At 29.0% G+C, this 5,976-nt stretch carries 4 protein-coding genes; 1 reads left to right on the top strand and 3 read right to left on the bottom strand.

Going from position 1 to position 5,976, the window contains the following annotated elements; translation table 11 throughout:
* Positions 1–171: 171 nt before the first annotated feature.
* Positions 172–1,605 carry an MBOAT family O-acyltransferase gene (locus B0A78_RS13780; RefSeq protein WP_014164561.1) on the bottom strand — a complete coding sequence of 478 codons (1,434 nt, stop codon included), beginning with the start codon at positions 1,603–1,605 and terminating at the stop codon, positions 172–174.
* Between the two features lie 287 nt (positions 1,606–1,892).
* Between B0A78_RS13780 and acs the strand changes: the two genes are divergently transcribed.
* On the top strand, positions 1,893–3,800 hold the full coding sequence (gene acs, locus B0A78_RS13775; protein ID WP_097609779.1) for an acetate--CoA ligase: 1,908 nt from the start codon (positions 1,893–1,895) through the stop codon (positions 3,798–3,800).
* 83 nt (positions 3,801–3,883) lie between these two features.
* Here the strand turns inward: acs and B0A78_RS13770 are convergent, their stop codons facing one another.
* Entirely contained in the window at positions 3,884–4,447 is a 564-nt protein-coding gene (locus B0A78_RS13770; protein ID WP_014164563.1) for an exonuclease domain-containing protein, read from the bottom strand.
* Between the two features lie 2 nt (positions 4,448–4,449).
* A partial coding sequence (locus B0A78_RS13765) for a DUF294 nucleotidyltransferase-like domain-containing protein (protein ID WP_097609778.1) occupies positions 4,450–5,976 on the bottom strand: 1,527 nt, incomplete at its 5' end.

The raw sequence follows: 5,976 nt of genomic DNA, 5'->3' as shown, positions 1-5,976 counted from the left end.
AGGTCCCCATAATAATAACATCATACACTTTTTGTTTTGTATGTAATACATATTCAATCTTATTCCTTTTAGCTGAAGATTTAAGAATAAAAGTATAAAATAAATCCAGAAAAATACTACTTATTAGAACAATAAATAAGAGTAATACACTATGTTTTAAGAATTTTTTCATTAGAATTGAAAATATATAAACTCCTTATAATCAGAATAAACACCTAAAGCAATTAAAGCTAAAATAGATATAAATAATTTAACATAAACAAATCTTCCAGAAATAGGCTCAATTTTATCCTTATTAAACCATTCAAAAAGAATAAACGACACAACCAAAGGCATTAATTCATAAGAATAACGCTCATTATTTAGGTATTGGATAGAAAAATCACCATTAGTAAATAACTGGTAAATATAATTATAAGCATCCGTAATAGATTTTGCTCTAAAAAATATCCATGCCAAAGTAGAAAGAGCAAAAGTACTTATTATATTAAATATGGTTGTAATTCCAGAAGCATTCCACTGGAAATGTATAGTTCCTAGATTAGTTCTGTTTTTATTAAATAATAAAAGGGGTAAAAAATAGATAGCATTTATAAGTCCCCATATAATAAAGGTCCAATTAGCTCCATGCCAAAATCCACTGACTAAAAAAATAATAAATGTATTACGAACTTGCATCCATTTGCCTCCTTGACTACCTCCTAGAGGAATGTATAAATAGTCTCTAAACCAAGAAGATAAAGAGATGTGCCAACGACGCCAAAACTCTGCAATATCTCTAGAAAAATAAGGATAATTAAAGTTTTTTAGTAAATCAATTCCAAATAATTTAGATGTTCCTAATGCAATATCCGAATAACCACTAAAATCACCATATATCTGAAAGGCAAAATAAATAGCACCCAATACTAATGAATAAGAATTCATTGTATGCGAATGATCAAAAATAGCATTTGCATACAATGCACAAGAATCAGCAACAACTATTTTTTTTACTAACCCCCATATAATCTGGTAGGTTCCTTCTTTTGCTTTCTCAAAATTAAATTCTCTTTTAACCTTTACTTGAGGTAATAAATGAGTCGCTCTTTCAATAGGACCAGCGACTAATAAAGGAAAATAACTAACAAATAATGAATAATCAATAAAATTATATTCCGCTTTAATTCTTTTTTTATAAATGTCAATTACATAAGATAATCCATGAAAAGTATAAAAAGAAATACCAACAGGCAATACAAGTTGTAATAGATAAGGATGTACTTCAAATCCTATTTTATTGCATAAATCAGCAAATGATTGTGCAAAAAAGTTATAATATTTAAAAATTCCTAAAAACCCTAAATTTATCCCAACACTTAACCAAAACCAAAATTGAGCAATTCTTTCGTTATTACTTCTTTCAATTTTTATACCTGATACATAATCTAAAAGCGTTGAAAAAATTAATAAGAACAAAAAATGCCAATCCCAACAAGCATAAAAATAATAACTAGCTATAATTAATAAGGTATTTTGTGCCTTTTTAGATCTATTAAAAACAAACCAATAGAGTAAAAAAACAAGAGGTAGGAAAATCGCAAATTCTAAGGAATTAAAAAACATTTTATTTTATTTAAAAAAACAACATAGGTAATAAAAAAATAGTTCTACTATTTCAAATGATCCTAAGTTTGCAAAAATAATTTAATTTATATTTCTTGTATACTATTTTATTTAATTCTTTTAGATAGAATAGAAAAAAGAAAATGTATTAAAAAATAGAAGTAGAATTTTTTTTACTTTTTAGTAAATATTTAATGATTTATAAATTGCTCACTCATTAGAAATATGGTATTTTCGCTTTTCAGAATTTTAACGAGTCATAAACCATTTTATAAAAAAGGCAAATCATGAGTTATTATACCATAAAGGATTTAGAAAACTACTTTAAAATGTATAAAAAATCGGTACGAGAACCCAAAAAATTTTGGGATAAAATAGCCGATGAGAATTTTATCTGGTATCAAAAATGGGATAAGGTTTTTGATTTTGATATGCAAAAAGCAGAATTTAAATGGTTCATTGATGCAAAAGTTAATATAACAAAAAACTGTATTGATCGCCACTTGGCTAGACGTGGAGACAAAACAGCAATTATTTTTGAACCTAATAACCCCGAAGAAAAAGCACAGAAGATAAGTTACAACGAACTTTATCAAAAAGTTTCAAAAATGGCTAATGTTTTGTTAGAACAAGGCATAGAAAAAGGAGATCGCGTATGTATTTATTTACCCATGATACCTGAATTAGCCATAGCCGTTTTAGCTTGCGCAAGAATAGGTGCTATTCATTCTGTTATTTTTGCAGGTTTTTCAGCAGGTGCTTTGGAAGCTCGTATAAATGATTGTCAAGCAAAAATGGTGATTACATCTGATGGAGGTTATAGAGGTGATAAAAAAATCAATCTAAAAGGGATTGTAGATGAGGCACTAGAACGTTGTCACGGTGTTAAAACCGTTTTAGTTGTTGAGCGAACCAAGGAAAAGATAGATATGAAAATAGGACGTGATCATTGGTTACAACCTTTATTAGACAATGCTTTAGACACTAGTGTGGCTGAAATAATGGATGCTGAAGATCCATTATTTATCTTATATACTTCAGGTTCTACAGGAAAACCAAAAGGGATGTTACATACAACAGCTGGATACATGGTTTACACAGCTTATACATTTAAAAATGTTTTTAATTATAATGACGGAGATATATTTTGGTGTACCGCAGATATAGGTTGGATTACAGGACATTCTTATTCATTATACGGACCTCTTTTAAATGGTGGAACAACCGTAATCAGTGAAGGGATATTGTCATATCCCGATTTTTCACGTTATTGGCAAATAATCGAAAAACATAAAATAACACAATTTTATACAGCTCCTACAGCCATTCGTTCTTTAGCCAAAGAAAATTTAGACTATGTACAGAAATTTCCTTTAAAATCATTAAAAGTAATAGGTTTAGTAGGAGAACCTATTAATGAAGAAGCTTGGCATTGGTATAATGACCATGTAGGAGGGAAGCGTTGTCCACTAGTAGATACATGGTGGCAAACAGAAACAGGTGGAATTATGATTGCACCTATACCTTTTGTAACTCCTACTAAACCTACTTATGCCACCTTGCCATTACCAGGAGTACAACCTGTTTTAATGGATGAATTAAGAAATGAAATAGAAGGAAATCAAGTTGTAGGAAGTTTATGTATTAAATTTCCTTGGCCAAGTATTGCCAGAACTATTTGGGGAGATCATGAGCGATATAAAGAAACTTATTTTTCTCAATTTCCTGGAAAATACTTTACTGGTGATGGAGCATTGCGTGACGAAGTGGGATATTATAGAATAACAGGTAGAGTAGATGATGTTATTATTGTTTCAGGACATAATCTAGGAACAGCTCCCATTGAAGATTCTATTAATGAACATCCAGCTGTAGCAGAAAGTGCTATAGTAGGATTTCCTCACGATATAAAAGGAAATGCTTTATATGGTTTTGTCATTTTAAAAGAAACAGGAGAACATCGGGATCGTGAAAATTTAAAAATTGAAATAAATCAAATCATTTCGGATCAAGTAGGACCTATTGCTAAGTTAGACAAAATTCAATTTGTTAGTGGTTTACCTAAGACCCGTTCAGGTAAAATTATGCGTAGAATTTTAAGAAAAATAGCTTCTGGTGATTTAGAAAATTTTGGAGATATTTCTACGTTATTAAACCCAGAAGTTCTTGAAGAAATTAAAAACGAAAAAGTTTAAGAAACCAAAATACAACCTGTTAAAATAGAAAAAACAGGTTGTATTTTTTAGTGGAAATTTAACTAGAGCTTGCTAATTTTTTTTTAGCTAATCTTTAACTTACCTCTCATTTTTAAAAACAATAAACCGATATTGAATGCTAAATTTCCCGAAGTTAGTACTTCCGTTTTTTTTATTTTATAGGTAGAAAACAATTCCTCTAATGAAAATATTTTAGAACTTAAATCTAAAATTCTTGTTTCCATAACTTCTATATCTAATAAATTGTTTTTTATACGACCACTATGTAATTTTGATAGATATTCATTTAAAATTTCAATATCATAATGTATACGATGTCCTATAAGTGTAGCATTGCCTATAAAATGAATAAAAGCTTCAATGGCTTGTGCTTCTTCGTACGTTAATTCTTTTGCATTAATAATTTTATCTTTTTCTAGTTCAATTTCTAAGCTTTGTTCAATTATAATTTGATTGTTTTCAATGACAACAGCTCCTATTGAAATAATTTTATCTTTTGATGGATTTAATCCTGTAGTTTCAATATGCAAAGCTACCTTTCGTACAGAAGGTATTTCTAACTGAACTAAGTATTGTTTCCAAAAATCTGGATATTCTTTTCCTAAATGTTTTAACCAATCGAGCATTTTTATGAAAATTGTGTTAATTGAAACGTGTCTTTTACTATTTCTTCTAAATCTTTTAATACAGAAAGCGATTCTTTTAAACGTTCTTTCTCTATTTTAGGTAAATGTTCTACATCTATATATTCACCCGTATTATCATTTTTATAACCTTCTAAAATTCTATATTTAGATACTAATAAAAAAGTTTCAGATGCTTGACGATAAACTTCAGCATTATCTGGGTTTTTAATAGCTAATTCTTTATATCTAGAATAAGTATTATTAATTCCTTTTAATTCAAATTGTATAGATAGTAAACGAGCTATGTCTACCATTTGATTGATAGCTTTTTCTTTAATATTAAATTTTCCATGATGCAATCCGCTATCTTCTTCATTAAATTTTTTGAAAAAATTTAGAGGAGCAGGTTTTTTAAGGGCATCATTTCCTAAATAATCTAAAAACAATACCTTGTTTTTCATTTTAGAGATAGTATCTATTATGACTGTTTCAAAACTTTGATCTCCATAGACAAATTCATAATCAAAAAAGATAGCACAATGTTCATTTGTGAACTCTCCAGGGGATTTAATCCAATTTTCGTATTGTATAATCCATTCGGTTAAGGGTTTACACCATTTTTCGTTCGTTACAGAATTCCCAAATTCACAGTGTTTATAACCTAATTTTTCAAGTGTTTCTGCTACTTTTTTAGCTAATTGACTAAAGTAAAATCGGACATTTCTTGCCTGTTGCACATCTACATCAGCATAAATTAGCATATTGTCATGATCCGTTAATAATAACTGTTCTTTTCTTCCTTGACTTCCTATACTCAAAAAAGCAAAAGGAACAGGAGGGGAGCCTAAATCTAAAATAGCCAATTCGATGGATCTATTAATGATAGCTAATACAATTTCACCAGCTACATTGTAAAGATGTTGCAATGGTATATTTTTAGTAAGAGCTTGTTGCATCATAGATGCCATAGATCTATAAACGGCTCTTAATTCTAAATACGAACTAGCTCTTTTAGCTTCTTTTATTAATACTCCAGGAGAATTAGCTTGAGCTTGTACTAAATCTTGTTGGGTAATAACTCCTTTAATTTGAGTATTTGGTGTACCATCTGCAGTCACACATAAATGATGGACTTTATGAGATAACATTACTAATTGGGCTTCGGATAAGGAAACATTTTCAGTAACAGTTATTACAGGATAAGTCATAATTTTATCAATATGCGATTGAATGGCATTTTTTCCTGTAGCAACTTTATATTTGAAATCAGAATCCGTTACAATTCCAATGAGTTTATCATTTTCCATTATAAATGCGTTATCTAGCATTTTATCAGCCATTAATAACGCTACTTCCCTAATGGTTTGATGTCTTTCAACTAATAAAGGGGAGTGGTTATAGGTTAGTGTTTGTATAAAGGAAAAATCATTTTGAAATTCTGAAAGTTGAATATTATCAGCAATCAAATGTTTTTTATCTTGATCTGTTGGATTATTTGAATTTAAGGCAAAACTTTCTAATAAAAAATT

It is taken from the genome of Flavobacterium columnare NBRC 100251 = ATCC 23463, assembly GCF_002530675.1.
GTDB lineage: Bacteria > Bacteroidota > Bacteroidia > Flavobacteriales > Flavobacteriaceae > Flavobacterium > Flavobacterium columnare.
Note: the sequence above shows the minus strand (reverse complement) of the source record. Positions and strands in the feature narration are given on the sequence as shown.

Excerpts from the sequence above, each read along its gene's own strand:
- B0A78_RS13780 (WP_014164561.1), bottom strand. The coding sequence starts at position 1,605 with ATGTTTTTTAATTCCTTAGAATTTGCGATTTTCCTACCTCTTGTTTTT.
- acs (WP_097609779.1), top strand. The coding sequence starts at position 1,893 with ATGAGTTATTATACCATAAAGGATTTAGAAAACTACTTTAAAATGTAT.
- B0A78_RS13770 (WP_014164563.1), bottom strand. The coding sequence starts at position 4,447 with ATGCTCGATTGGTTAAAACATTTAGGAAAAGAATATCCAGATTTTTGG.